This is a genomic window from Siccirubricoccus sp. G192, from assembly GCF_019084075.1.
GTDB lineage: Bacteria > Pseudomonadota > Alphaproteobacteria > Acetobacterales > Acetobacteraceae > G192.
Map to the genome: position 1 here is coordinate 991,291 of NZ_JAHREN010000001.1, position 20,815 is coordinate 1,012,105.

General features: G+C 71.4%; 25 protein-coding genes and 2 pseudogenes. 17 read left to right on the forward strand and 10 right to left on the reverse strand.

Annotated elements, in window-relative coordinates; all coding sequences use genetic code 11:
• Positions 1-4: 4 nt before the first annotated feature.
• The 9 genes from purL to purB all read right to left on the reverse strand — a co-directional run bounded on the left by purL (position 5) and on the right by purB (position 7,360).
• On the reverse strand, positions 5-2,233 hold the full coding sequence (purL, locus tag KSF81_RS04725; protein WP_217377998.1) for a phosphoribosylformylglycinamidine synthase subunit PurL: 2,229 nt from the start codon (positions 2,231-2,233) through the stop codon (positions 5-7).
• An 8-nt stretch (positions 2,234-2,241) separates the two neighbouring features.
• Positions 2,242-2,940: a phosphoribosylformylglycinamidine synthase subunit PurQ gene (gene purQ, locus KSF81_RS04730; protein WP_217377999.1), complete on the reverse strand. Its 699-nt coding sequence runs from the start codon at positions 2,938-2,940 to the stop codon at positions 2,242-2,244.
• 5 nt (positions 2,941-2,945) lie between these two features.
• A complete protein-coding gene (locus KSF81_RS04735; RefSeq protein WP_217378000.1) occupies positions 2,946-3,179 on the reverse strand; it encodes a hypothetical protein in 234 nt (77 codons plus the stop codon).
• Between the two features lie 27 nt (positions 3,180-3,206).
• A complete protein-coding gene (purS, locus tag KSF81_RS04740) occupies positions 3,207-3,446 on the reverse strand; it encodes a phosphoribosylformylglycinamidine synthase subunit PurS (protein WP_217378001.1) in 240 nt (79 codons plus the stop codon).
• On the reverse strand, positions 3,443-3,628 hold the full coding sequence (locus KSF81_RS04745; RefSeq protein WP_217378002.1) for a hypothetical protein: 186 nt from the start codon (positions 3,626-3,628) through the stop codon (positions 3,443-3,445). Before KSF81_RS04745 ends, purS begins: the two co-directional genes overlap by 4 nt.
• An 88-nt stretch (positions 3,629-3,716) precedes the next feature.
• Entirely contained in the window at positions 3,717-4,481 is a 765-nt protein-coding gene (gene purC / locus KSF81_RS04750) for a phosphoribosylaminoimidazolesuccinocarboxamide synthase (protein WP_217378003.1), read from the reverse strand.
• Between the two features lie 275 nt (positions 4,482-4,756).
• Positions 4,757-5,488, reverse strand: a complete 732-nt coding sequence (locus tag KSF81_RS04755) for an NRDE family protein (protein ID WP_254453365.1) — start codon at positions 5,486-5,488, stop codon at positions 4,757-4,759.
• 136 nt (positions 5,489-5,624) lie between these two features.
• Entirely contained in the window at positions 5,625-5,936 is a 312-nt protein-coding gene (locus KSF81_RS04760) for a hypothetical protein (protein WP_217378005.1), read from the reverse strand.
• Positions 5,937-6,022: 86 nt separating this feature from the next.
• The gene (purB, locus tag KSF81_RS04765; protein ID WP_217378006.1) at positions 6,023-7,360 is read right to left on the reverse strand and encodes an adenylosuccinate lyase; all 1,338 of its coding nucleotides are present in this window, start codon (positions 7,358-7,360) and stop codon (positions 6,023-6,025) included.
• Positions 7,361-7,538: 178 nt separating this feature from the next.
• Here purB and KSF81_RS04770 point away from each other — a divergent pair.
• The 15 genes and pseudogenes from KSF81_RS04770 to KSF81_RS04830 form a co-directional block, all read left to right on the forward strand.
• A pseudogene (locus KSF81_RS04770) lies at positions 7,539-8,135 on the forward strand (TerC family protein); the annotation flags it as partial.
• Positions 8,136-8,499: 364 nt separating this feature from the next.
• Positions 8,500-9,177 carry a YjbE family putative metal transport protein gene (locus tag KSF81_RS04775; RefSeq protein ID WP_217378007.1) on the forward strand — a complete coding sequence of 226 codons (678 nt, stop codon included), beginning with the start codon at positions 8,500-8,502 and terminating at the stop codon, positions 9,175-9,177.
• Entirely contained in the window at positions 9,177-9,761 is a 585-nt protein-coding gene (locus KSF81_RS04780) for a hypothetical protein (RefSeq protein ID WP_217378008.1), read from the forward strand. The genes KSF81_RS04775 and KSF81_RS04780 overlap by 1 nt, the downstream gene beginning before the upstream one ends.
• Before the next feature lie 34 nt (positions 9,762-9,795).
• Positions 9,796-10,698 carry a methyltransferase domain-containing protein gene (locus tag KSF81_RS04785; RefSeq protein ID WP_217378009.1) on the forward strand — a complete coding sequence of 301 codons (903 nt, stop codon included), beginning with the start codon at positions 9,796-9,798 and terminating at the stop codon, positions 10,696-10,698.
• Between the two features lie 101 nt (positions 10,699-10,799).
• The gene (gene map, locus KSF81_RS04790; RefSeq protein ID WP_217378010.1) at positions 10,800-11,606 is read left to right on the forward strand and encodes a type I methionyl aminopeptidase; all 807 of its coding nucleotides are present in this window, start codon (positions 10,800-10,802) and stop codon (positions 11,604-11,606) included.
• Between the two features lie 120 nt (positions 11,607-11,726).
• Complete coding sequence (gene radC, locus KSF81_RS04795) at positions 11,727-12,569, forward strand: RadC family protein (protein WP_217378011.1); 843 nt, start codon at positions 11,727-11,729, stop codon at positions 12,567-12,569.
• Positions 12,570-12,666: 97 nt separating this feature from the next.
• Complete coding sequence (locus KSF81_RS04800; RefSeq protein ID WP_217378012.1) at positions 12,667-13,497, forward strand: serine protease; 831 nt, start codon at positions 12,667-12,669, stop codon at positions 13,495-13,497.
• 274 nt (positions 13,498-13,771) lie between these two features.
• A complete protein-coding gene (locus KSF81_RS04805) occupies positions 13,772-14,584 on the forward strand; it encodes a rhodanese-like domain-containing protein (RefSeq protein WP_217378013.1) in 813 nt (270 codons plus the stop codon).
• Positions 14,575-14,808: pseudogene (locus tag KSF81_RS29100) on the forward strand (rhodanese-like domain-containing protein); the annotation flags it as partial. The gene KSF81_RS04805 and the pseudogene KSF81_RS29100, both read left to right, overlap by 10 nt.
• Positions 14,809-14,980: 172 nt before the next feature.
• Positions 14,981-15,391 (forward strand): hypothetical protein, encoded by a 411-nt coding sequence (locus tag KSF81_RS29105; protein ID WP_254454291.1) that lies wholly within the window; start codon positions 14,981-14,983, stop codon positions 15,389-15,391.
• Positions 15,348-16,070: a double zinc ribbon domain-containing protein gene (locus KSF81_RS04815; RefSeq protein WP_309139474.1), complete on the forward strand. Its 723-nt coding sequence runs from the start codon at positions 15,348-15,350 to the stop codon at positions 16,068-16,070. The genes KSF81_RS29105 and KSF81_RS04815 overlap by 44 nt, the downstream gene beginning before the upstream one ends.
• Positions 16,039-16,206, forward strand: coding sequence for a phosphoribosyltransferase family protein (locus KSF81_RS31280; RefSeq protein ID WP_309139475.1), 168 nt, complete (start codon positions 16,039-16,041; stop codon positions 16,204-16,206). Before KSF81_RS04815 ends, KSF81_RS31280 begins: the two co-directional genes overlap by 32 nt.
• 51 nt (positions 16,207-16,257) lie before the next feature.
• Positions 16,258-16,443, forward strand: coding sequence for a hypothetical protein (locus KSF81_RS04820; RefSeq protein ID WP_217378015.1), 186 nt, complete (start codon positions 16,258-16,260; stop codon positions 16,441-16,443).
• A gap of 66 nt (positions 16,444-16,509) precedes the next feature.
• A complete protein-coding gene (gene grxC / locus KSF81_RS04825) occupies positions 16,510-16,767 on the forward strand; it encodes a glutaredoxin 3 (protein ID WP_217378016.1) in 258 nt (85 codons plus the stop codon).
• 116 nt (positions 16,768-16,883) lie between these two features.
• Positions 16,884-17,378 carry a DUF1178 family protein gene (locus KSF81_RS04830; RefSeq protein ID WP_217378017.1) on the forward strand — a complete coding sequence of 165 codons (495 nt, stop codon included), beginning with the start codon at positions 16,884-16,886 and terminating at the stop codon, positions 17,376-17,378.
• Positions 17,379-17,495: 117 nt separating this feature from the next.
• Here KSF81_RS04830 and ubiG read toward each other — a convergent pair whose 3' ends face one another.
• On the reverse strand, positions 17,496-18,239 hold the full coding sequence (gene ubiG, locus KSF81_RS04835) for a bifunctional 2-polyprenyl-6-hydroxyphenol methylase/3-demethylubiquinol 3-O-methyltransferase UbiG (RefSeq protein WP_217378018.1): 744 nt from the start codon (positions 18,237-18,239) through the stop codon (positions 17,496-17,498).
• Positions 18,240-18,412: 173 nt separating this feature from the next.
• Between ubiG and KSF81_RS04840 the strand changes: the two genes are divergently transcribed.
• Entirely contained in the window at positions 18,413-19,636 is a 1,224-nt protein-coding gene (locus KSF81_RS04840; protein ID WP_217378019.1) for an aspartate kinase, read from the forward strand.
• A gap of 5 nt (positions 19,637-19,641) precedes the next feature.
• A complete protein-coding gene (locus KSF81_RS04845; RefSeq protein WP_217378020.1) occupies positions 19,642-20,706 on the forward strand; it encodes a nitronate monooxygenase family protein in 1,065 nt (354 codons plus the stop codon).
• Positions 20,707-20,815 lie beyond the last annotated feature (109 nt).

The following is a 20,815-nucleotide window of genomic DNA, read 5'->3' on the forward strand; positions in this document are numbered from 1 at the left end:
CGGGCTACCTCCCCTCCATCAGGGCCGGCAGGGTGGCTTCATGCGCCGCCCGCAGGCTCGACACCGATATGGACCGGCCGCCGGGCAGAACCAAGTCCCCGCCGGCTGCCTTGCCAAGCCGCATGGCCGGCACGCCGGCGGCGCGGGCCGCCTCCAGCAGCGGCGCGGCATCGGCCAGGGCCAGCAGGTAGCGGGACTGGTCCTCGCCGAACCAGAAGGCATGGGCGGGGATGCCCCCGGGCGGCGGCAGCAGGCTGGCGCCGACGCCCGAGGCCATGGCCATCTCCGCCACCGTCACCAGCAGCCCGCCATCCGAGGCGTCGTGGCAGGCGCGGACGGCACCGGCCAGGATCTGCGCCCGGACGAAATCGCCGTTGCGGCGCTCGGCGGCGAGATCGACCGGCGGCGGCGCCCCTTCCTCCCGCCCCGCAATCTCGCGCAGCCAGAGGGACTGGCCGAGCCAGCCCCGCGTCTCGCCGATCAGCACCAGTTCCGCGCCCGGCGGCAGCGCCAGCCCCACCGCCTGGCCCACATCCTCCAGCACGCCGACGCCGCCGATGGCGGGGGTGGGCAGGATCGCCCGGCCTTCCGTTTCGTTGTAGAGCGAGACATTGCCCGACACGACCGGGAAGTCGAGCGCCAGGCAGGCTGCGGCCATGCCGCGCACGGCGCTGGCGAATTGCCCCATGATCTCCGGCTTCTCGGGATTGCCGAAATTCATGTTGTCGGTGATGGCGAGCGGCTGCCCGCCCACCGCGGTGATGTTGCGCCAGGCTTCCGCCACCGCCTGCCTGCCGCCCTCCTCCGGGTCGGCCAGGCAGTAGCGCGGGGTGCAGTCGGTGGTCAGGGCCAGGGCGCGGGCGCCGCCCTTCTCCTGGGATTCCTCGATCCGCACCACGGCGGCATCCGCTGCGCCCGGGCGCTTGGCGGTCTGGCCGCCGACCATGCTGTCATACTGGTCCCAGATCCAGCGGCGGGAGCAGAGATCGGGGCAGGCCACCAGCCGCAGCAGCGCCGCCTCGATCCCCAGCGGATCGGGGATGGCGTTGGCCTCCAGCACCGGCTGCTTCGGCGTCTCGGCCGTCGGGCGGCGATAGAGCGGCGCTTCGGATTCCAGCGGCGCCAGCGGGATATCGGCCTCGATGGCGCCCTTGTGGCGCACCACGATGCGGCCGGTATCGGTCAGGTGGCCGATGACGGCGAAATCCAGCTCCCATTTGCGGAAGATGCGCTCGGCCTCGGCCTCGCGGCCGGGCTTCAGCACCATCAGCATGCGCTCCTGGGATTCGGAGAGCATCATCTCATAGGCACTCATGCCGGCTTCGCGCTGTGGCACGTCATCCAGCACCAGCTCGATGCCCATGCCGCCCTTGCCGGCCATCTCGACGCTGGAACTGGTGAGGCCGGCGGCGCCCATGTCCTGGATGGCGACGATGGCATCCGTCGCCATCAACTCCATGCAGGCTTCGATCAGCAGCTTCTCGGCGAAGGGGTCACCGATCTGCACCGTCGGGCGCTTCTCCTCGGAATCCGCGGAGAATTCGGCGGAGGCCATGGTGGCGCCATGGATGCCGTCGCGGCCGGTCTTGCTGCCGACATAGACCACCGGATTCCCGGTGCCGGTCGCTTTGGCGTAGAAGATGCGGTCGGCGCGGGCGATGCCGACGGTCATGGCATTGACCAGCGGGTTGCCATTATAGGCCGGGTGGAAATCCACCTCGCCGCCCACGGTCGGCACGCCGACGCAATTGCCATAGCCGCCGATGCCGCGCACCACGCCATCGATGACCTGCTTCATGCGCGGCGCGTCCGGCATGCCGAAGCGCAGCGCGTTCAGGTTGGCGATGGGCCGCGCCCCCATGGTGAAGACGTCCCGGAGAATGCCGCCGACGCCGGTGGCCGCGCCCTGATAGGGCTCGATGAAGCTCGGGTGGTTGTGGCTCTCCATCTTGAAGACGGCGGCCAGCCCCTCGCCGATATCGATGACGCCCGCATTCTCGCCCGGCCCCTGGATGACCCAGGGCGCCTTGGTCGGCAATTCGCGCAGCCAGACGCGGCTGGACTTGTAGGAGCAGTGCTCCGACCACATCACGCTGAACAGCCCGAGTTCGGTCAGGCTGGGCGTGCGGCCGAGGATGGCCAGTACGCGGTCGTATTCCTCGGGCTTCAGCCCGTATTCGGCGGCAAGCCGCTTCGCGCGGCTGGGGTCAAGCGGGGTGGGGCTGTCGGTCATGGGTTCGTTCACGCCGTGGCGAAGCTGGCGGCCAGGCTCTCGAAGAGCGGCAGGCCGCTGGTGCCGTCGATCGCCGGGTCCACCTGATTCTCGGGATGGGGCATCAGGCCGAGCACGCGGAGATTGGGCGACAGGATGCCGGCGATGCTGCGGGCGCTGCCGTTGCGGTTGGCGGCCTCCGTCACCTCGCCTTCCGGGGTCGTGTAGCGGAGCGCGACGAGGTTCTCGCCCTCCAGCCGGTCGAGCGTCGCCGCATCGGCGAAGTAGTTGCCATCGCCATGCGCCATGGTGGAGCGGAAGACCTGGCCGCGCTGGAAGCGGTTGGTGAAGGGCGTGTCGCTGCGCTCCACCCGCATGTGGCAATCCATGGAAAGGAAGCGCAGCGGCGCGTTCTGCAGCAGCGCGCCCGGCAGCATCCCGGCCTCGCAGAGGATCTGGAAGCCGTTGCAGACGCCGAGCACATGGCCGCCCCGCCCGGCGAATTCGCGCACCGCGCGCATGACCGGCGATTGCGCCGCCATGGCGCCGCAGCGGAGATAATCGCCATAGGAAAAGCCGCCGGCCAGCACCACCAGGTCGAGCCCGGCCGGCAGGTCGGCCTCGCCATGCCAGAGCATGGCGGGCTTGCGGCCGGCGGCGCGGGCCAGCGCCAGCGCCATGTCGCGCTCGCGGTTGGTGCCGGGAAAGAGGATTATTCCTGCGCGCATCATGCCTATCCTTGCCACACGCGAAGCCAGTGCAGCCCGCCGAGAACCAGAAGCGTCGTCACCGCCGCCAGGGCCGCCGCGGTGATCCAGCGATTCACCTTGTGCTTCTGCGCCGCGACCCAGCCGCGGCGCGGCCCCTTGGCCGGCCGCAGCACCGCCACCCGCTCCTCCCGCCAGCGCAGGCCGGTGCCGATCAGCACCGTCAGCACCACCATGACGACGAGGGAGGCCTTTATCATCGGCGCGCTGTCCACATGGCGATCACGCTAGGCGATATCCACCCGGAAGCTCTCGATCACCGTATTGGCCAGCAGCCGCCGCGCCATCTCCTCGGCGAGTTGCTTCGCGCGGGCGGGGTCGGTCTCGGCCAGTTCCAGCTCGATCACCTTGCCGGCCCGCACCTCGCCGATCCCGGCGAAGCCCAGCCCCTCCAGCGCATGGCCGATCGCCTTGCCCTGGGGGTCGAGGACGCCCGATTTGGGCATGACCGTCACGCGCGCCTTCATACCGAACCACTCCCGAACCACCGGCGCCCGTGCCGGCCATAGAGATAGCAGCCGAAGGAGCCCAGCACCGCCAGCAGCAGCGGCACCGTCTCCTGTGGAAACAGGCCAAACACCGACATCAGCGCGAAGAAGCCGATGATCGCGCAGAACACCACCACCGCCTCGACAGCGCCGCCGATCATGGGAAGGCCCTCCAGCCAGCGGCCGGGATCGCCTGCCCGGCCGATTCAGACCTGCGGGCCCCTTGGGCCCTCCGGTCATCGGCCGGGGTCACTGCATCAACTCCGGCCCCTTCATGTCGCGCACGCCGGCTTCGGGCAGGATGCCGAGGCGCCGCGCCACTTCCTGGTAGCCCTCCTCGACCTTGCCGAGGTCGCGGCGGAAGCGGTCCTTGTCCATCTTCTCGCCGGTCTTGGCGTCCCAGAGCCGGCAATTGTCGGGGCTGATCTCATCGGCCAGCACGATCCGCATCTCCTCGTTGTCGTAGAGGCGGCCGAATTCCAGCTTGAAATCCACGAGCGTGATGCCGACGCCGAGCAGCAGCCCGGTGAGGAAGTCGTTCACCCGCAAGGTCAGCGCCACGACATCGTCGAGATCCTGGGTCGAGGCCCAGCCGAAGGCGGTGATGTGCTCCTCACAGACCAGCGGATCGCCCAGCGCATCGTTCTTGTAGTAGTATTCGATGATCGAGCGCGGCAGCCGGGTGCCCTCGGCGATGCCGAGCCGCGTGGAAAGGCTGCCGGCCGCCACGTTGCGCACCACGATCTCGAGCGGGATGATCTCCACCTCGCGGATCAGTTGCTCGCGCATGTTCAGGCGGCGGATGAAATGGGTGGGCACGCCGATCTCGCCCAGCCGGGTCATCAGGTATTCGCTGATGCGGTTGTTGAGCACGCCCTTGCCGGTGATGGTGCCCTTCTTCTGGGCATTGAAGGCGGTGGCGTCATCCTTGAAATACTGCACCAGCGTGCCGGGCTCCGGCCCCTCGAAGAGGATCTTGGCCTTGCCCTCATAGAGCTGCCGACGTCGCGCCATGATCTCGGATATCCTTCTGTCCGCCGGGCCCCAGGGGTCACCATCCAGGAAACACCGCCCAGGGAACCCCAAACCGTGGCAACCCAGACGCCGACCGGCGCGGAACGGGTCCGGCCCCGGCGCCGGGGGTATAGCAAGGGCCGGGCCGAACCGCCACGGGGCGGGGCAAGGGCTGCCCCGCGCCAGGCGCGGGGGCGTTACATTCCCCCCCGCCGGCCTTGGTTTGGTGGGCCGATTCACCTGACGCCCGGGAACCAGGCGTCAGGATCGGACCACTAGGCCCCGCCGAGCGGCACCGGGCGGAACGGCGCCTTGCCCGGCGGACCGGCAGCGAAGCGCCAGATCACCTCGCCCGCCGCGCCGAGCGCCAGCAGGCTGGAGCAGACGGTGCCGAAGCCGCCGGTGGGCGGCACGCAGAGCGCCTCCGCAATGCCGGCGGCATGGCCGGAATCGGCCAGCAGCGCCTCCCAGGCCGTCCAGTCCCCGCGCTCCGGCGCCGGTGGCGGGGCGGCTCGGAAGCGGGGCAGGTGGCGGGCGGTGCGGGGGCTCGCCAGGTCGTTCGGGTCATGCGCCGTGACCATGCTGATGCCCTCCGGCAAGGGCACCACCTCGGCCCGGCCCTCGCCCAGGCCGCGCAGGTAGAAGGCATCCCGGTGGTCCGCCAGGACCAGGTTGTAGGGGCGCCACTCGCTGGCCGGCAGGGCGGCGATGGCCTCGGCGGCGGCGGCGGCCGAGCCCGCCTCCAGCGCCAGCAGCGGCAATTCCCCGCGGGATCGCTTGCCCGGCGCCGGGCCGAGGCTGCCCGGCCGGTTCAGCACGGCGGCGACCAGCCCGGCCCCGCTTGCCGCCATCCAGGTGCCGCCGCCCGAGCGGTCGCGGCCGGCTATCACGCCGGGCCGGTCCGGCCACCAGGGGCCGGGTGGGTCCCAGGCACGGTCGAGCCTTTCGTCCCGATTCGCGGCCATCAGGGCCGGCCAGGGATGGCCCGGCCGGCGCAGCAGGATCATGGTGCACACGCCTGGAGTTCGGTCCTGCCGGGGTTGCCGCGCCGCCGGCCGTCAGCCTGGCCGGGCGCATCGGTTCGAAGGGGCCGGGAGCATGGTCCCGGAGCCGCGGACCCGGCAATCCCCCGGCGGCTGCCGGTCAGCGGATGTAGACGCCGAACCCCACACCCGGCGGCCCGTAATAGCGGGGCGGCGGAGCATAATAGGCGGGCGGCGGGTAGTAGGCCGGCGGCGGGGCATAATAGACCGGTGGCGGCCGGTAATAGACCGGCGGTGGCGGCCGATAGTAGACCGGCGGCGGCGGCCGGTAGTAATGGCCGCGCGGCGGGCCGTAATAGCCGTGGCCACGATGGCCCTCCCAACCGCCACGGGCCTGGGCGGTTTCCGGTGTCAGGGCCAGCCCGGTCAGACCAACCGCGGCGGCCAGAAGAACTGTACAAAGGGCGCGCATTCGACCCGACCTCCTTGGTATCCTTCATATAGGCGGCGCTTGGGGCGGAATCGCGGCGCCCAAGGGGCCGGGTCAGGGCGCGCCTGTCACGCCCCCGTGAAAACGCGGGCGAAGATCGTCTCCACATGCAGGAAGTCCCGCTGCGGGTCCATGGCGGCATCGAGCGCCGCCGCGTCCATCCGGGCGCGCACGCCGGGATCGGCCAGCAGGTTCTCCCGGAAATTCCGGGCGCCCGGGGTGCCGAGCGCGGTCCAGGTGGCCATGGCGGCGGATTGCACCGCGGCATAGGCATCCTCCCGGCTCATTCCCGCCTGGGTCAGGGCCAGCAGCACCTTCTGGCTATGCACGACGCCGCCGAGGCTCTCCAGATTGGCCTGCATCCGGGCCGGATAGATGGTGAGCTTCTCCATCATGCCCGTCAGGCGCGACAGGGCGAAATCCAGCGCGATGGTGGCATCCGGCGCGATCACCCGCTCGACGCTGGAATGGCTGATGTCGCGCTCATGCCAGAGCGCTACGTTCTCCAGCGCCGGCACCGCATAGCCCCGCACCAGCCGGGCCAGGCCGCTGAGGTTCTCGCTCAGCACCGGGTTCCGCTTGTGCGGCATGGAGGAGGAGCCCTTCTGGCCGGGGTGGAAGAACTCCTCCGCCTCCCGCACCTCGCTCCGCTGCAGGTGCCGCACCTCGGTCGCCAGCCTCTCGATGCCGGAGGCCACCACCGCCAGCGCCGCGAAGAAGGCGGCGTGGCGGTCGCGCGGGATCACCTGGGTGGAGGCCGGCTCCACCGCCAGGCCGAGCCGGGCGGCGACGAATTCCTCCACCCGGGGATCGGTCGAGGCGAAGGTCCCGACCGGGCCGCTGATGGCGCAGGTGGCAATCTCCGCCCGGGCGGCGACCAGCCGGGCCCGGTTGCGGGTGAACTCGGTGTAATATCCCGCGAGCTTCAGGCCGAAGGTGGTGGGCTCGGCATGGATGCCGTGGCTGCGGCCGATGGTAGGGGTGAATTTATGCTCCATCGCCCGCGCCTTCAACGCCGCGAGCAGGGCATCGAGATCGGCGATCAGCAGGTCCGCGGCGCGGGTCAATTGCACGGCGAGGCAGGTATCGAGCACGTCGGAACTGGTCATGCCCTGGTGCATGAAGCGGGCCTCGGGGCCGATTCCCTCGCCCATCCAGGTGAGGAAGGCGATGACATCATGGCGCGTGACGCGTTCGATCTCGTCGATCCGCTCGACATCCGCGGCGGAGATGGCGGCGGCGCGGGGGGCGCCCTTCTCGCGGATGGCGCGGGCGGCTTCCGCCGGGATCACGCCGATCCCGGCCATGGCCTCGGCGGCCAGCGCCTCGATCTCGAACCAGATCCGGTAGCGCTCCTCGGGCGACCAGATCGCGGCCATTTGCGGGCGGGTGTAGCGGGGGACCATCCGGGGCCTCGATCTGCTGGGGTTTGCCAGGGCATCGGCGCGGGTGGGTTTGGCCCGGCGGGCCGGCCCTTGGCAAGGGCGGGGCGCGGCGGCCGGAAACTTCAGCGGAGCGGGGTTGCGAAAAGATTACTGGATCTTTATCTGACCCGCCAGACCGCCCACCAAGGAAGCCTCGTCCATGCCTGAATGGCTCGTCCCGCTTGCCCAGGTCCTGTTCATCGACCTCGTCCTGGCCGGGGACAATGCCATCGTGGTCGGCATGGCGGCCGCCGGCCTGCCGGCCGAGCAGCGACGCAAGGCGATCTTCTGGGGCATCATCGCCGCCACCGTGATGCGCATCGGCTTCGCCGCCATCACCACCCAGTTGCTGGCCATCGTCGGCATCACCCTGGCGGGCGGCGTGCTGCTGCTCTGGGTCTGCTGGAAGATGTTCCGCGAGCTTCGGCACGGCGGGCACCAGGAAGGCCCGGCCGAGGATGCGGCGGCCGCCCACGCGACGGGCACCGCGCCGGGCAAGACGCTGCCCCAGGCCATCACCCAGATCCTGGTGGCCGATATTTCCATGAGCCTCGACAATGTCCTGGCGGTGGCCGGCGCGGCCAAGGACCATACCCTGGTGCTGGTGGTGGGGCTCGGCATCTCGGTGGTGCTGATGGGCGTGGCGGCGACGCTGATCGCCAACCTGCTCCACCGGCACCGCTGGATCGCCTGGGTCGGCCTGCTGGTGATCCTCTATGTCGCGGCCGACATGATCTGGGAGGGCACCTACCAGGTCGCGGGCGAGGTGCCCGGCGCCTATGCCTACCTGATGCTGCCGCTCGGCTACCTGGCGCTGCCGCATGTCTTCCCGGCCTGGATCTGGGCGGCGGCCACGGTGGCGCAGGTGGCGGTCTTCTCGGCCATCGCGGCGGCAGTGACCGGGCTGATCCGCGACCGGCCCCTGCGGGCGCAGATGGCGACGCAACACCAGGCGGCGCCTGTTGCGCCGAGGGCGCCACCGCTGGCGGCGGAATAGCCCGCCGCCGGCCCGGGCTTCACGCGCGGGGCGGGCTAGATTACGGTTTGGCGATCTGGGCGGCCGGGACGGGGGATACCCCGTCCCGGTCGGCCGCCTTTTGCCATCCGGGAGACGCCCTCACATGAGCCTTGACGCCCTTTGGGCCAGTTGGAGCTGGGTCACGCTTACCGAAATCATGGGCGTCAACCTCATCCTGTCCGGCGACAACGCGGTGCTGATCGCGCTCGCCGCGGCGGGGCTGCCGGAGAAGCAGCGCGGCCGCGCCATCATGTTCGGCATGATCCTGGCGGTAATCCTCCGGATCATCCTCAGCTTGGCCGCGGTCTATCTGCTGGCGATCCCCGGGCTGCTGCTGATCGGCGGCCTGCTGCTGATCTGGATCGCCTGGACCTTCTTCAAGGAGCTGCGGGCCGAGGACAAGGCTGAGGAGGAAGGCCCGCACGCGGAACCCGTGCAGGTCAAGACCATGGCGGTCGCGCTGCGGCAGATCGTCATCGCCGACGTGTCGATGAGCCTCGACAACGTCCTCGCGGTGGCGGGCGCCGCGCGCAACAACATGCCGATGCTGATCCTCGGCCTCATCATCTCGATCCTCATCATGGGCATCGCCGCGACGCTGATCTCGCGGCTGCTGGAGCGCTTCCGGTGGATCGCCTATCTCGGCGTCGTGCTCATCGTCTGGATCGGCCTCAAGATGATCTGGGAGGACACGCACCACCTGTATGAGCGCTTCGTCGCGCCCGAGCATGCCACGGTGGGGCAGCTCTACCTGCCCGCCGGCGGGGTGCGGACCGGCTGATGCCGCCGGCGCTCCGCCGCGCGGTGCTGGCGCTGCTGCCGCTCGCCGCCTGCGTGGCGCCGGCGCCCGAGGCGGCGCGGCAGGCGGCTGTGCGGAACCGGGCGCCGGCGGAACTCGCCGCCCGGCTGCCGCCCGATGCCGCCGGTTTCCAGCGCGGCCAGGCACTGCCCCTGGCGCGGGGCGAGGCAGGGCGGGAAGTGGCCTATGCCACCCGCGGCCGCATCGCCGCCGGCGCCACGGTGGAGCTCTACCGGCCGGAGGGTGGCCCGGTGCCGGAGGGGCCGGACTCCCCCGCCGCCGCCGAGGCTTTCGAGCAGTTGCTGCGGGATGCGCTGCGGCCGCAGCCGCATCGGCGGCTCAGGGAAAGCGCCCGGCTGGTGCTGCCCGCTGCCGGCCCGCCGGCGCTCCGCTGCGCCGAAACCGAGGGCAGCTACGGGCGGGAGCCGGTGCAGGGCCTGCTCTGCGCCGGGGGCATCGGCGGCGGGCTGCTGCGGCTGCGCGTCACCATGCCGGAGCGCCATGCGCTGGCCGCCGACCCGCGGGCCTTCGCCACGGCCATTGTCGCGGCACTGCGCGGCCCGTGACATCGCCGGGCCGGCACCCCACCTGCCGGGCGGCATGAGCACGCCCCCTTCCGACCCGATGCGGGTCTTCGACCGCCACCTGCATCGCCTCCGCCGCGACCGCGCCGCCGCCACCGTCGGCCAGGTGGCCCCGGTGCTGGAGGTGGCGGCGGAGCGGCTGCTGGACCGGCTGGACGACCTCACCCGCCGCTTCACCCGGGCGCTGGATATCGGCGGGCGCGGGGTGGTGGCGCCGCTGCTGCGGGCGCGCGGCATTCCCTTCGTGGTCTCCATGGACCTCTCGGCCCGCATGGCCGCGCTTTCCGGCATGCCGGCCCTGGCGGGGGACGAGGAATGGCTGCCCTTCGCGCCGGAAAGTTTTGATCTTGTGGTGGCCAGCCTGTCGCTGCATTGGGTGAACGACCTGCCCGGCGCGCTGGTGCAGATCAGGCGGGCGCTCAGGCCGGACGGGCTGTTCCTGGCTTCGCTGCCGGGGCTTGGCACCCTGCAGGAGCTGCGGGAGGCGCTGGCCTCGGCCGAGACCGAGCTGCGCGGCGGCCTCTCGCCCCGGATCTCGCCCTTCCCAGAACTGCGCGACCTGGCTGGGCTGCTGCAAAGGGCCGGCTTCGCCCTGCCGGTGGCGGATGGCGAGGCGCTGCCGCTGGCCTACCGGACGCCGATGGCGCTGTTCCGGGACCTGCGGGCGGCGGGGGAGGGCAATGCGGTGCTGGCGCGGGATGCGCGGATTCCGCCGCGGGCGCTCCTGCCGATGGCGGCGGGAAGGTTGGCGGAGGAAGGCGGGGCGGTGCCGGTGACGCTGCGGCTGCTGATGATGACGGGCTGGGCGCCGCATGAGAGCCAATCGAAGCCCGCCCGGCCGGGCAGCGCCAATGCCCGGCTGGCGGATGCTCTCGGCACCGAGGAGCGGAGCGCGGGAGAGAAGCCGGGCGGCGGGTAAAGCGCCAAAAACACGCTTGCGCCCTGCCCCCCCGCTTGCACCGGCGCCCCCCCCGCGCGCATCTTGGGCCCATTGCCGAACGCCAGAGATAGCCAGGAACCATGGAGCAGCAGGGCGGCGATTCACGCCGCATCGTCCTTCATTCCGCCGAGGATTTCGCCGGAATGCGCAGCGCCGGCCGCCTGGCGGCCGAGACGCTGGACATGATCGCCCCGCATGTCCGCCCCGGCGTCACCACCGCCGAGCTGGACCGGCTCTGCCACAACTACATCCAGGCGCATGGCGCGGTGCCGGCGCCGCTCGGCTACCGGGGCTATCCGAAGTCGATCTGCACCTCGATCAACCATGTGGTCTGCCACGGCATCCCGGGCGAGCGCGTGCTGGCCGAGGGCGACATCATCAATATCGACGTCACCGTCATCCTGGATGGCTGGCACGGCGATACCAGCCGCATGTATGTGGCGGGCCAGCCCTCCACCAAGGCGCGGCTGCTGCTGGACGTGACCTATGAATCGCTGATGCTGGGCGTCGCGGCGGCCAAGCCGGGCGCCACGCTGGGCGATATCGGCCATGCCATCCAGGCCTTCGTGGAGCGGCACCGCTTCTCCGTGGTGCGGGACTTCTGCGGCCACGGCATCGGCCGGCGCTTCCACGAGCCGCCGAACGTGCTGCATTTCGGCCGCCCCGGCGAGGGCCCGGTGCTGAAGCCCGGCATGTTCTTCACCATCGAGCCGATGGTGAATGCCGGCCGCCCCGAGGTGAAGATCCTCGACGATGGCTGGACCGCGGTGACGCGCGACCGCAGCCTCTCCGCCCAGTTCGAGCATATGGTGGGCGTGACGGAAACCGGGCTGGAGGTCTTCACCCTCTCCCCCGCGGGGCTGCACCGACCGCCCTACCACGGCTAAGACCAAGCGGGCGCCCTTCGGGACGCAGCGCGGGCCAGGCGCGTTTGCCGGGCCCAGAACAACCCTTGGTTTTGCGCGCTGGCTGCTCCAGAATGTTCCCTCCTCCGACCGGGACCTGCCATGGGCGAAGCCAGCGGCCGCAAGGGCCTGCCTGACAAGGGCTTGCCCAGGAAGGGCCTCTCCGATGCCGGCCTGCTCCAGCCCGGCCTGTCCTTCGAATCGCCGCTTGGCACTGCGGCCTGGCCCCCGGCCGGAACGGCAAGGCCCCTGCCTGGCCCGGTGCCGGAGGCGCCGCCCGGCCATCTCGGCCATCGCGCCCGGATGCGGCAGCGGCTGCTCACCGCCGGCCCCACGGCCCTGCTCGACCATGAATTGCTGGAGATGATGCTCTTCGTGGCGCTGCCGCGGCGGGACACCAAGCCGATCGCCCGCGCGTTGCTGGCCCGGTTCGGCGGCTTCGCCGGCGCCATCGCCGCGCCCCTGCCGGAGTTGCTGCAGGTGGAGGGGCTGGGCGAGGCCGGGGCCGCGGCGCTGAAGACCGTGCAGGCGGCGGCGCTGCGCCTCGCCGGAGCCGAACTGCATGGCAGGGACCTGCTGGATTCCTGGGACCGGCTCTCCGCCTATCTCGCCGCCAGCCTGTCGCGGGAAAGGGTGGAGCACCTGCATGTGCTCTACCTCGATACCCGCAACCGACTGATAGCCGATGAGGCCCAGGCCCGCGGCACGGTGAACCATACCCCGGTCTATCCGCGCGAGGTGGTGAAGCGCGCCCTGGAACTGCAGGCCACCGCCATGATCCTGGTGCACAACCACCCGAGCGGCGACCCGACGCCCTCGCGCGCCGATATCGAGATGACGGCGGAGGTGAAGGCGGCGGCCGGGGTCTTCGGCATCCTGCTGCACGACCATCTCATCATCGGCAATGGCCGCCAGGTCTCGCTGCGGCGGGAGGGGCTGCTGTGACATTGTTGACCGCGGCCCCCGCCGGGCGGCAGGCTCGGCGCATGCGCCTCCCCCTCTGCCGCCGCTCGCCCTCGGTTGCGCGTTGCTGGCGGCCGGCTTGCTGCCCGGCCCGGTGCTGGCCCAGCCGAAGCCGCCGCCGCTCGGGGTGGAGCCTGGCACCCTGCCACCCAAGCCGCCGCCGGCCGGGGCGCCGGCCCGACCCGGCCGGGCGGCATCCGGGCCGGGCAGCAAGCCGCCGCCCCTGCCACCGGGGGGCGGGCCTTTCGGGGAGGGCGGGCGCCGCGCGACCGCCTCCGGCACGGGATTCGTGGTGGCGCCAGGGCGGCTGCTGACCAACCACCACGTCGCCAATGGCTGCACCGAGATGCGGGCGCGCAGCGCCGGCGGCACCGAGCTCGTGGCCACCGTCACCGCCACGGATGCCGAACGCGACCTGGCGCTGCTGGCGGTGCGGGGCGATGCCGGGCAGGGCGGCCTTGGGCCGGCGCTCACCTTCCGCAGCGGGCCGGAGGTGCGCCGGGGCGAGGGGGTGGTGACCTATGGCTTCCCCCCTGGCCGGGCTGCTTTCCTCCGGGCCCACCCTGACCACGGGCGAGATCTCGGCCCTGGCCGGGCTGCGCGACAATCCCCGGCAATTCCAGATCAGCGCGCCGGTGCAGCCGGGGATTCCGGCGGGCCGCTGCTCGACCATGGCGGCCATGTGGTGGGCGTGGTGGTCTCCAAGCTGAACGCCCAGCGCGTGGCCCAGAGCACCGGCGACATCCCGCAGAACGTGAATTTCGCGGTGAAGGGGACGGAGGCGATCGAATTCCTGCAGAGCAACGGGGTGCGGCCGCTGCTGGCCGCCACCGCCGGCCCGCCCCGCAGCGCCGCGGAGGTGGGGGAGGTGGCGCATCCCTCCACGCTGTTCCTGCGCTGCATGCGGTAGAGCAGATCGCCGGAGGGCGGAGACGCCAGAAGGCGTGAATCTGCTCGAAAAACAATAGGCTACAGCGCATTGCAGTCCCAACCGGACTGCAATGCGCTGTAGTGGTGCAAACCCGACGGAAGGAACCGTCGGTCTTGCACCACCAGCTTTGGTTTGGTGGGTCGATTCACCTGGCGCCCGGAAACCAGGCGTCAGGATCGGACCACCGGGTGGCCGCCCCCTCGACGCTCCCACCCGGCCCGCCTAGGCTCCGGCCCGCAGGAGGAACCCCGCCATGAATGCCACCATGCCCGAGACCGCGCACCAGCCGCGGCGGATCGATGCGCCGACACTCAAGGGCTGGATCGGCGACGGGCAGGAACTGGCGATCCTCGATGCGCGGGAGGATGGCGAGTTCGGCAAATCCCATCTGTTCTGGGCCAATCCCTGCGCCCTCTCCCGCGTCGGATTGCGCGCCCGCGCCATCCTGCCGCGCCGATCCGTGCGCATCTGCTGCGTGGATGGCGGCGAGGGCGGGCTGGCGGAGAAGCTCGCGGCCTATCTGCAAGGCATCGGCTGCACCGATGTCTCGGTGCTGGCAGGGGGCACGCCGGCCTGGGCCGCAGCGGGCTATGTGCTGTTCTCCGGCGTCAATGTGCCATCCAAGGCCTTCGGGGAGTGGGTGGAACACCAGTACCACACCCCCTCCGTCGACCCCGCCGAGTTGCAGGCGATGGCCGCGGCCGGCGAGGACATGGTGATCCTGGACAGCCGGCCGATGGACGAGTTCCGCCGCATGTCCATCCCCGGCGCCATCGATGTGCCGGGCGGCGAGCTGGTCTATCGCATCGGCGAGCTGGCGCCGCGGCCCGAGACCACCATCGTGGTGAATTGCGCCGGGCGGACGCGCTCCATCATGGGCGCGGAATCGCTGCGCAGCGCCGGGGTGCCGAACCGGGTAGTGGCGCTCCGCAACGGCACCATGGGCTGGGAACTCGCCGGCTTCACCTGCGACCGCGGCCGCGAGGCCAGCTATCCGCGCGGCACGCCGGAGAGCCTGCCCACCGCGCTCGCCCGCGCCACCGCCTTCGCCGGGAAATGGGGGTGAAGACCATCGACCGCGCCGGGCTCGCGGCGCTGCTGGCCGATGCCTCCCGCACCACGCATGTGCTGGACGTGCGCGACCCCGCGGAATACGCGGCGGGCCACCTGGCCGGCAGCCGCAGCGCGCCGGGCGGGCAGTTGGTGCAGGGCACCGATGGCTGGGTGGCGGTGCGCGGCGCCCGCATCGTGCTGGTGGATGATACGGGTGTCCGCGCCCGCATGACCGGCGGCTGGCTGCGTCAGCTCGGCGGCTGGGAGGTCTTCGTCCTGACCGATGGGCTGGAGGGGCGGCTGGAGGAAGGCGCCTGGCAGCCGGACTGCCCGGAGGCCGCCGCCCTCCACCCGGCGACCGTGACACCGCCCGAACTCGCTGCCCTGCTGGCCGGGGGGGGCGGCGCAGGTGGTGCAGTTGTCCCGCTCGGTGGATTTCCGCGAGGCGCATCTGCCCGGCGCGCTCTGGGGTGTGCGGACCCGGCTGGCCGGGCTGGCGCCGCGGCTTGCCGGCGACCGCGCCGTGGTGGTGGTGGCGCCGGAAGACGCAATGGCGCGGCTGGCGGTGCCGGGATTGCAGGCGCTGGTACCGGCGCCGGTGAAGGTGCTGGAGGGTGGGCTCGCCGCCTGGAAGGCGGCCGGGCTGCCGCTGCGGGCCGACCGCCACACCCCGACCGATGCCAATTGCATCGATGTCTATCTCCGCCCCTATGACCGTAATGACGGGGTGGAGGCGGCCATGCGCGAATATCTCTCCTGGGAGATCGACCTGGTGCATGAGGTGGCGCGGGACGGCGATGCCCGGTTCGGGCTGGCCTGAGACGGACAGCGCCCCCACCCGCGCCTGGCGCTGGCTGCAGCACGGCGCCCGCCGGGTCGCGGGCGGTGCGCTGGATGCGCTGCTGCCGCCGCATTGCCTGACCTGCGATGCGGCGGTGGACCGGCAGGGCTCGCTCTGCGCCGCCTGTTTCGGCGGGCTCTCCTTCGTCACCGAACCCTGCTGCCAGCATTGCGGCGTGCCCTTCCCGCATCGCTGCGCCGGCATCGCGGTGCCGGGCGGCGGGATCTGCCCGGCCTGCGCCCAGCGGCCGCCGGCCTTCGCCGCGGCGCGGGCGGCGCTGCGCTATGACGCGGCCTCGCAGCGCCTGATCCTGCCTTTCAAGCATGGCGACCGCACCGAATTCGCCGACCCCCTGGCGCGCCACATGGCCCGGGCCGGGGCGGCGCTGCTGGCGCGGGCGGATCTGCTGGCGCCGGTGCCGCTGCATTGGCGACGATTGCTCTCGCGCCGCTACAACCAGGCCGCGCTGCTCTCCGCCCGGCTGGCGCGGATCGCCGGCAAGCCGCATGTGCCGGACCTGCTGCGCCGGCAGCGGCCCACCCCACCGCTTGGCGAGCGCGGCGCGGCCGAGCGCGCGGCGGTGCTGGAGGGGGGTCTTCGCGCTCTCCCGCGGCGCGGCGGCGCGGGTGGCAGGACGGCGGGTGCTGCTGGTGGATGACGTGCTGACCTCCGGCGCCACCACGGAGGCCTGTGCCCGGCTGCTGCTGGCAGCGGGCGCGGCGGGGGTGGAGGTGCTGGCGGCGGCCCGCGTGCCGGACCCGCGGCTGGAGGAGGCCATGTTAACCCGGGATTGACCCGGCCCTGGCAGCCTATGGCCCGATCCATGGCAGCGAGGAGCCCGCACAATGCCCTTCGATGGAGGTTGGCCGGCACGCGACGGCGCCGGGCCACAGCCGCTGGCCGCAACGGGTTCCGGCCTGGCGGAACGGCCGGCGGCCCTGGCCCGGGATCTGCGCCGCTTCCTGGTCGGCATGGCGGCGATCTTCGGGCTGGTGCTGGCGGCCGGCGCCATGCTGCTGGCGCAGGGCTGACCGGCTGGACCCCGCAACAAGGCAGGGGTGCTTGACCCGGCGGGCCGGACTGCCAAATCTTGCAGCATGCCAAAGGTCGAAATCTACACCACCCCCTTCTGCCCCTATTGCGAGCGCGCCAAGGCGTTGCTGACCCGCAAGGGCGTGCCCTTCGAGGAGCATGACGCGCCACATGGCTCCCAGGCCCGGCGGGACGCGGTCGAGCGGTCCGGCGGCCGTGGCACCGTGCCGCAGATCTTCATCGATGGGCAGGCGATCGGCGGCTCCGACGAACTGGCGGCGCTGGAGCGCGCCGGGGAGCTGGACCCGTTGCTGGCAGCCTGAAACGGTCAGGCTGAAACCCTGGGGCGATCAGGCCGGGGCTGGCACTCCTATTCCGGGAGTGCCACCTTGCGGGCCGAAACGGGCTCCGGGCTTCGCGGGGCTGGGGAAGAACCAGGATGATCCACTATACTCTGCGCTGCGGCGCGGGCCATGAATTCGACGGATGGTTCAAGGACAGCGCCGGCTTCGACGCGCAGGCGAAGGCCGGCTTCGTGCAATGCCCGGTCTGCGGCGGCACCGAGGTGTCGAAGCAACTGATGGCGCCGGCCATCCCGAAGAAGGGCCGTACCCGCGCGAAGGAGGTGGCGCCGCCACCACCGGTCCCCGTCAAACCGCCCGCCGAGGCCAGTACCCAGGCCACCACCGGCCCCGTGCCGGCCCAGCTTGTCGCGTTGCTGCAACGTATGCGGGCCGAGGTGGAGAAGAATTGCGAGTATGTCGGCAAGGATTTCGCCGAGATGGCCCGCAAGATCCACCACGAGGCGAAGGAGGGCGAGGAGACCGAGCGCCGCGGCATCTATGGCGAGGCCAGCGATGCTGAGGCGCAGGCCCTCCAGGAGGAGGGGATCGAGATTGCCCGCCTCCCCTGGGTGCCGCCTGCGGATGCCTGATGCCAACGGACCGGTCCAATAACCGGTCCGACTCTGCGCGTCGAAGCGGCAGACCGGCGGTGCCAGTAGGGCACCATCCACCACATGGGTGCCGCAGCCTGCGGGCGCGGTGCTGGCCTACCCCCGTCGCGCCATCACCAGGTAGTTCACCCCGACATCCCGGGTGATCCGCCAGCGCCCGGTCAGCGGGTCCATGGAAAGCCCCGCGATATCCGCCACCCGCAGCCCGGCCTCGCGCAGTTCCGCGCCCAATTCGGCCGGGCGGACGAACATCCGCCAGTCATGCGTGCCGATGGGCAGCAGCCGCAGCAGGTATTCGGCGCCGAGCTTGGCCAGCAGGAAGGAGCGCGGCGTGCGGTTCAGCGTGCTGAGGAACACCTGTCCACCCGGCTGTACCAGCGCCGCCAGGTGCCGGCAGAAGGCGGCGCGGTCGGCGACATGCTCGATCACCTCCAGCGCCAGCACCGCATCGAAGGGCTCGCCGCCTCCGGCCACCAGGGCCTCCGGCGTGCCGTCGCGATAGATGATGGCAAGCCCGCCCGCCGCCGCATGGGCGCGGGCGGCGGCCAGCGCCTCCCCGGCGGCATCGAGGCCGGTGACCAGGGCCCCTGCCCGGGCCAGGGCCTCGCTGGCCAGGCCGGCGCCGCAGCCGACATCGAGCACGCTGAGCCCCGAAAGCGGTGCCGAGGCCGCCGGGTCCCGGCCGTGCCGGCGGGCCAGGCGGGCGATGATCCAGCCCATCCGGGCCGGATTCATCCGGTGCAGCGGCGCCATCGGACCCGCGGGGTCCCACCAGCGCGCCGCCAGCCGGTCGAATTTGGCGATTTCCGTCCCGATCGCCGTCGCGTCGCCCGGTACCATGCCTGCCCGTCCCCGATTCTTTCCGGCCGGTCCGGCCTCACTCAATGTTGCAGTGCGGGGGCCGCCCCGGTATCTGTGCCGCCAATCCGCAGCCCACCCACTCTGTAACCCTTGGGGCAGACCCGCAACCAGTCGGTCCGCGCTTTCCGGACCCGAAGCCGAAGCGCCGCAGCATGGCCCGTATCGTGATGAAATTCGGCGGCACCTCGGTCGCCGACCTCGACCGCATCCAGAATGTCGCCACCCGCGTGCAGCGGGAGGTGGAGGCCGGGCATGAGGTGGCCGTGGTGGTCTCCGCCATGTCCGGCGTGACCAACCAACTGGTGAAATGGTGCCAGGAACTCTCGCCTTTGCATGACGCGCGGGAATACGACACCGTGGTCGCCACCGGCGAGCAGGTGACGATCGGCCTGTTGGCCATAGCCTTGCAGACCGCCGGCGTCGATGCCCGGTCCTGGCAGGGCTGGCAGGTGCCGGTCCGCACCGATGGCGCGCATGGCAAGGCCCGGGTCGAGGCGATCGAGGGCGAGGAGCTGATCCGCCGCATGCAGATGGGCCAGGTGCCTGTCGTGGCCGGGTTCCAGGGCATCGGGCCGGACAACCGGGTGACGACGCTCGGCCGCGGGGGGTCGGACCTCTCGGCGGTGGCGCTGGCGGCGGCGGTCCGGGCGGACCGTTGCGATATCTATACGGATGTGGATGGGGTCTATACCACCGACCCCCGCATCGTGCCCCGCGCCCGCAAGCTGGAGCGCATCAGCTACGAGGAAATGCTGGAATTGGCCTCGGTGGGCGCCAAGGTCCTGCAGACCCGCTCGGTCGAGCTGGCGATGAAGCAGCGGGTGCGCCTGCAGGTCCTGTCCTCCTTCGAGGACAAGCCCGGCTCCCTGGTGGTGGACGAGGACGAGATCGTGGAACACCCCGTTGTCAGCGGCATCGCCTATTCCCGGGACGATGCGAAGGTGACGCTCCGGCGCGTGCCGGACCGGCCAGGCGTCGCCGCCAGCGTCTTCGGCGCCCTGGCCCGGGCGAATGTGAATGTGGACATGATCGTCCAGAATATCGGCGCGGACGGATCCACCGACATGACCTTCACGGTGGGCAAGACCGATCTGATGCGGGCCCAGGACGTGCTGGGCAAGGCCCAGGCGGAACTCGGCTTCGAGGCGCTGCTGGCCGACCCTGACGTGGCCAAGATCAGCGTGGTCGGCGTCGGCATGCGCAGCCATGCGGGCGTGGCCAATACCATGTTCCGGGCGCTGGCCGAGAAGAACATCAATATCCAGGTGATCTCGACCAGCGAGATCAAGGTGAGCGTGCTGGTGGCCGCGGACTACACCGAACTGGCGGTGCGGGCGCTGCACACCGCCTATGGCCTGGACGGGCCGGCGGCCTGACCCGGATGGATGCGATCGCCCCCACCATGACCGAGGCCGGCCCCGCGCCCGAAGCCTTCGCCGCCATCGACCGGCTGATGGCGCGTGGCGCCGGCTTCTTCGGCAGCCGCTACGCCGTCATGGGCGGCGCCATGAGCTGGGTGAGCGAACGCCACCTGGTGGCCGCGCTCTCCAATGCCGGCGCCTTCGGCGTCATCGCCTGCGGCGCCATGGAGCCGCCGCGGCTGGCCGAGGAAATCGCCGGCACCCAGGCGCTGACGGGCAAGCCCTTCGGCGTCAACCTCATCACCATGCATCCCCGGCTGGAACAGCTCGTGGAGGTGTGCCTGGCGGCGAAGGTGGGGCATATCGTCTTCGCCGGTGGCATCCCGCCCGGCAGCGCCATCCGCAGGGCGAAGGACGGCGGCGCCAAGGTGGTGTGCTTCGCCCCGGCGCTGGCGCTGGCGAAGAAGCTGGTGCGCAGCGGCGCCGATGCGCTGGTGATCGAGGGCAGCGAGGCCGGCGGGCATATCGGCCCGGTCAGCCTCAACGTGCTGGCGCAGGAAATCCTGCCGCATATCCGGGAGGTGCCGATCTTCGTGGCCGGCGGCATCGGCCGTGGCGAGGCGATCCTCTCCTACCTGGAGATGGGCGCGGCCGGCGCTCAGCTCGGCACCCGTTTCGTCTGCGCCACGGAATGCATCGCGCATCCGAATTTCAAGCGCGCCTTCCTGCGCGGCGCGGCGCGGGACGCGGTGCCGACCACGCAGATCGACGAGCGCTTCCCGGTGATCCCGGTGCGGGCGCTGCAGAATGCCGGCACCCGTCGCTTCATGGAGCACCAGGCGGAGATGCTGCGGCGCTTCCAGGCAGGGGAGGTGACGAAGGAGGCCGCGCAGCTCGATATCGAGCATTTCTGGGCCGGTGCGCTGCGCCGTGCGGTGATCGAGGGCGATGTCGAGAATGGCAGCCTGATGGCCGGCCAGTCGGTCGGCATGGTCGCGCGGGAGCAGCCGATGGCGGAGATCATCGCCGAGTTGATCGGCCAGGCCGCCGCCGCCATTGCTGCCCGGCCCGGCTCCGATCGCTGATTTTTTATGTCCCGGCGTGCCGCCGGGGCTGGAACGGCTGAGGGCGGGCATCCCGCCCGGCTCCGCCACCGCGCCCCGCGCCGCCCCGTGATCGCCTGCCGCGGCACCG

Coding starts and splice junctions, on each gene's coding strand:
- KSF81_RS04780 (WP_217378008.1), top strand. CDS start 9,177: ATGCCGCCGGCGCTCCGCCGCGCGGTGCTGGCGCTGCTGCCGCTCGCC.
- KSF81_RS04735 (WP_217378000.1), bottom strand. CDS start 3,179: ATGATAAAGGCCTCCCTCGTCGTCATGGTGGTGCTGACGGTGCTGATC.
- KSF81_RS04760 (WP_217378005.1), bottom strand. CDS start 5,936: ATGCGCGCCCTTTGTACAGTTCTTCTGGCCGCCGCGGTTGGTCTGACC.
- purQ (WP_217377999.1), bottom strand. CDS start 2,940: ATGCGCGCAGGAATAATCCTCTTTCCCGGCACCAACCGCGAGCGCGAC.
- KSF81_RS04745 (WP_217378002.1), bottom strand. CDS start 3,628: ATGATCGGCGGCGCTGTCGAGGCGGTGGTGGTGTTCTGCGCGATCATC.
- KSF81_RS04755 (WP_254453365.1), bottom strand. CDS start 5,488: ATGATCCTGCTGCGCCGGCCGGGCCATCCCTGGCCGGCCCTGATGGCC.
- purL (WP_217377998.1), bottom strand. CDS start 2,233: ATGACCGACAGCCCCACCCCGCTTGACCCCAGCCGCGCGAAGCGGCTT.
- purB (WP_217378006.1), bottom strand. CDS start 7,360: ATGGTCCCCCGCTACACCCGCCCGCAAATGGCCGCGATCTGGTCGCCC.
- KSF81_RS04845 (WP_217378020.1), top strand. CDS start 19,642: ATGGATGCGATCGCCCCCACCATGACCGAGGCCGGCCCCGCGCCCGAA.
- KSF81_RS04805 (WP_217378013.1), top strand. CDS start 13,772: ATGAATGCCACCATGCCCGAGACCGCGCACCAGCCGCGGCGGATCGAT.
- KSF81_RS04815 (WP_309139474.1), top strand. CDS start 15,348: ATGAGGTGGCGCGGGACGGCGATGCCCGGTTCGGGCTGGCCTGAGACG.
- radC (WP_217378011.1), top strand. CDS start 11,727: ATGGGCGAAGCCAGCGGCCGCAAGGGCCTGCCTGACAAGGGCTTGCCC.
- KSF81_RS04775 (WP_217378007.1), top strand. CDS start 8,500: ATGAGCCTTGACGCCCTTTGGGCCAGTTGGAGCTGGGTCACGCTTACC.
- KSF81_RS04840 (WP_217378019.1), top strand. CDS start 18,413: ATGGCCCGTATCGTGATGAAATTCGGCGGCACCTCGGTCGCCGACCTC.
- KSF81_RS04785 (WP_217378009.1), top strand. CDS start 9,796: ATGAGCACGCCCCCTTCCGACCCGATGCGGGTCTTCGACCGCCACCTG.
- purC (WP_217378003.1), bottom strand. CDS start 4,481: ATGGCGCGACGTCGGCAGCTCTATGAGGGCAAGGCCAAGATCCTCTTC.
- KSF81_RS04830 (WP_217378017.1), top strand. CDS start 16,884: ATGATCCACTATACTCTGCGCTGCGGCGCGGGCCATGAATTCGACGGA.
- map (WP_217378010.1), top strand. CDS start 10,800: ATGGAGCAGCAGGGCGGCGATTCACGCCGCATCGTCCTTCATTCCGCC.
- KSF81_RS04820 (WP_217378015.1), top strand. CDS start 16,258: ATGCCCTTCGATGGAGGTTGGCCGGCACGCGACGGCGCCGGGCCACAG.
- grxC (WP_217378016.1), top strand. CDS start 16,510: ATGCCAAAGGTCGAAATCTACACCACCCCCTTCTGCCCCTATTGCGAG.
- purS (WP_217378001.1), bottom strand. CDS start 3,446: ATGAAGGCGCGCGTGACGGTCATGCCCAAATCGGGCGTCCTCGACCCC.
- ubiG (WP_217378018.1), bottom strand. CDS start 18,239: ATGGTACCGGGCGACGCGACGGCGATCGGGACGGAAATCGCCAAATTC.